The sequence below is a fragment of the Kocuria sediminis genome, from assembly GCF_009735315.1.
GTDB classification, from domain to species: domain Bacteria; phylum Actinomycetota; class Actinomycetes; order Actinomycetales; family Micrococcaceae; genus Kocuria; species Kocuria turfanensis.
Window position 1 is genome coordinate 1 of the sequence record NZ_WOGU01000037.1, and the last position, 3183, is coordinate 3183.

The window sequence follows — 3183 nt, forward strand, 5'->3', positions numbered from 1 at the left end:
GTGGGGTAAGTTGTCGGCGTATTAGTACCGGTCGGCTGCACACGTCGTTGGTTCGTGCTTCCACCTCCGGCCTATCAACCCAGTGGTCTCGCTGGGGGCCTCTCACACCTGATGGTGCGTGGAAATCTCATCTCGAAGCGAGCTTCCCGCTTAGATGCTTTCAGCGGTTATCTCTTCCGAACGTAGCGAAGCAGCGGTGCACCTGGCGGTACAACTGCCATACCAGAGGTTCGTCCGTCCCGGTCCTCTCGTACTAAGGACAGGTCTTCTCAAATTTCCTGCGCGCGCAGCGGATAGGGACCGAACTGTCTCACGACGTTCTGAACCCAGCTCGCGTACCGCTTTAATGGGCGAACAGCCCAACCCTTGGGACCAACTCCAGCCCCAGGATGCGACGAGCCGACATCGAGGTGCCAAACCATGCCGTCGATATGGACTCTTGGGCAAGATCAGCCTGTTATCCCCGAGGTACCTTTTATCCGTTGAGCGACGGCCATTCCACAATGTACCGCCGGATCACTAGTCCCGACTTTCGTCCCTGCTCGAGCTGTCGCTCTCACAGTCAAGCTCCCTTGTGCACTTACACTCGACACCTGATTGCCAACCAGGCTGAGGGAACCTTTGGGCGCCTCCGTTACTCTTTAGGAGGCAACCGCCCCAGTTAAACTACCCATCAGGCACTGTCCCTGACCCGGATCACGGGCCGAAGTTAGATGTCCAGAGTGACCAGAGTGGTATTTCAACGTTGACTCCACGGGCACTGGCGTGCCCGCTTCACCGTCTCCCACCTATCCTACACAAGCCACACCGAACACCAATACCAAACTATAGTAAAGGTCTCGGGGTCTTTCCGTCCTGCTGCGCGTAACGAGCATCTTTACTCGTACTGCAATTTCGCCGAGTTCATGGTTGAGACAGCGGGGAAGTCGTTACTCCATTCGTGCAGGTCGGAACTTACCCGACAAGGAATTTCGCTACCTTAGGATGGTTATAGTTACCACCGCCGTTTACTGGGGCTTAAATTCTCCGCTTCGCCGTGAGGCTAACGGGTCCTCTTAACCTTCCAGCACCGGGCAGGAGTCAGTCCGTATACCTCGTCTTGCGACTTCGCACGGACCTGTGTTTTTGATAAACAGTCGCTTCCCCCTGGTCTCTGCGGCCCTTACCCGCTCGCACCAGCTAGTGGTGTCCACGGTCCGGGCCCCCCTTCTCCCGAAGTTACGGGGGCATTTTGCCGAGTTCCTTAACCATGATTCTCTCGATCGCCTTAGTATTCTCTACCTGATCACCTGTGTCGGTTTGGGGTACGGGCGGCTGGAACCTCGCGTCGATGCTTTTCTCGGCAGCATAGGATCACCGAATCCCCCCACGGATGGGGGTCCCGTCACGTCTCAGGCGCATGATCCGCGGATTTGCCAACGGATCGCCCTACACGCTTAGACCGGGTCTACCATCGCCCGGCTCGGCTACCTTCCTGCGTCACACCTGTTAATACGCTTACCTCCCCGGTTCAGGTCCCACGCTCCCCGCCACCAGGCACCGGCTAGGCCGGCACCACGGTGCGGTTCGGGTGGTTAGTGTCCCCGGTTCGATAGGGGCGGTTCTTCGCCGGTACGGGAATATCAACCCGTTGTCCATCGACTACGCCTGTCGGCCTCGCCTTAGGTCCCGACTGACCCAGGGCAGATTAGCTTGACCCTGGAACCCTTGATCATCCGGCGGACGGGTTTCTCACCCGTCATTCGCTACTCATGCCTGCATTCTCACTCGTGTGGGCTCCACCACTGGGTCACCCCGCAGCTTCACTGCCCACACGACGCTCCCCTACCCATCGCACCACCTGAACCAGGCGCAAGGCCCGGCTGGGTATCGTTGGTGCAATGCCACAACTTCGGCGGTGTACTTGAGCCCCGCTACATTGTCGGCGCGGAATCACTTGACCAGTGAGCTATTACGCACTCTTTCAAGGGTGGCTGCTTCTAAGCCAACCTCCTGGTTGTCTGAGCAACTCCACATCCTTTCCCACTTAGCACACGCTTAGGGGCCTTAGTTGGTGGTCTGGGCTGTTTCCCTCTCGACTATGAAGCTTATCCCCCACAGTCTCACTGCTACGCTCTCACTTACCGGCATTCGGAGTTTGGCTGACGTCAGTAACCTTGTAGGGCCCATCGGCCATCCAGTAGCTCTACCTCCGGCAAGAAACACGTAACGCTGCACCTAAATGCATTTCGGGGAGAACCAGCTATCACGAAGTTTGATTGGCCTTTCACCCCTACCCACAGCTCATCCCCTCCATTTTCAACTGAAGTGGGTTCGGTCCTCCACGCGCTCTTACACGCGCTTCAACCTGGCCATGGGTAGATCACTTCGCTTCGGGTCTAGATCACGCCACTCACTCGCCCTGTTCAGACTCGCTTTCGCTACGGATACCCCTCACGGGTTAACCTCGCGACGTAACACTAACTCGCAGGCTCATTCTTCAAAAGGCACGCCGTCACCCCTAGAGGCTCCGACGGATTGTAGGCACACGGTTTCAGGTACTATTTCACTCCCCTCCCGGGGTACTTTTCACCTTTCCCTCACGGTACTGGTCCGCTATCGGTCATCAGGTAGTATTTAGGCTTACCAGGTGGTCCTGGCAGATTCACACGGGATTTCACGGGCCCCGTGCTACTTGGGTACGTACACCGCGCGGCAGCAGCGATTTCGTCTACGGGACTCCCACCCTCTACGGCCCGGCACTCACACCGGTTCGACTATCGCCCTGCACTCACACGCCCGGGCCGGCAGACCCGGGACGACACGCCCCACGACCCCGATGATGCAACCCCTGCCGGGTCTCACACACCATCGGTTTGGCCTCTTCCGCGTTCGCTCGCCACTACTGACGGAATCACTGTTGTTTTCTCTTCCTGTGGGTACTGAGATGTTTCACTTCCCCACGTTCCCTCCACGCACCCTATGCATTCAGGTACGGGTCACCACGCATAACACGCGGCGGGGTTTCCCCATTCGGAGACCCTCGGATCACAGCTCGTTTATCAGCTCCCCGAGGCTTATCGCAGATTACCGCGTCCTTCATCGGCTCCTGATGCCAAGGCATCCACCGTGCGCCCTTAAAAACTTGCCACATGATCACAGAACACACCGACCGACGACCACAACCAGCACGCACCCACCAAC

General features: G+C 57.8%; 1 rRNA gene. It reads right to left on the reverse strand.

Features of this window, described 5'->3' with window-relative positions:
* Position 1: 1 nt before the first annotated feature.
* Positions 2 to 3130 (reverse strand): 23S ribosomal RNA (locus tag GMA12_RS18075).
* Positions 3131 to 3183 lie beyond the last annotated feature (53 nt).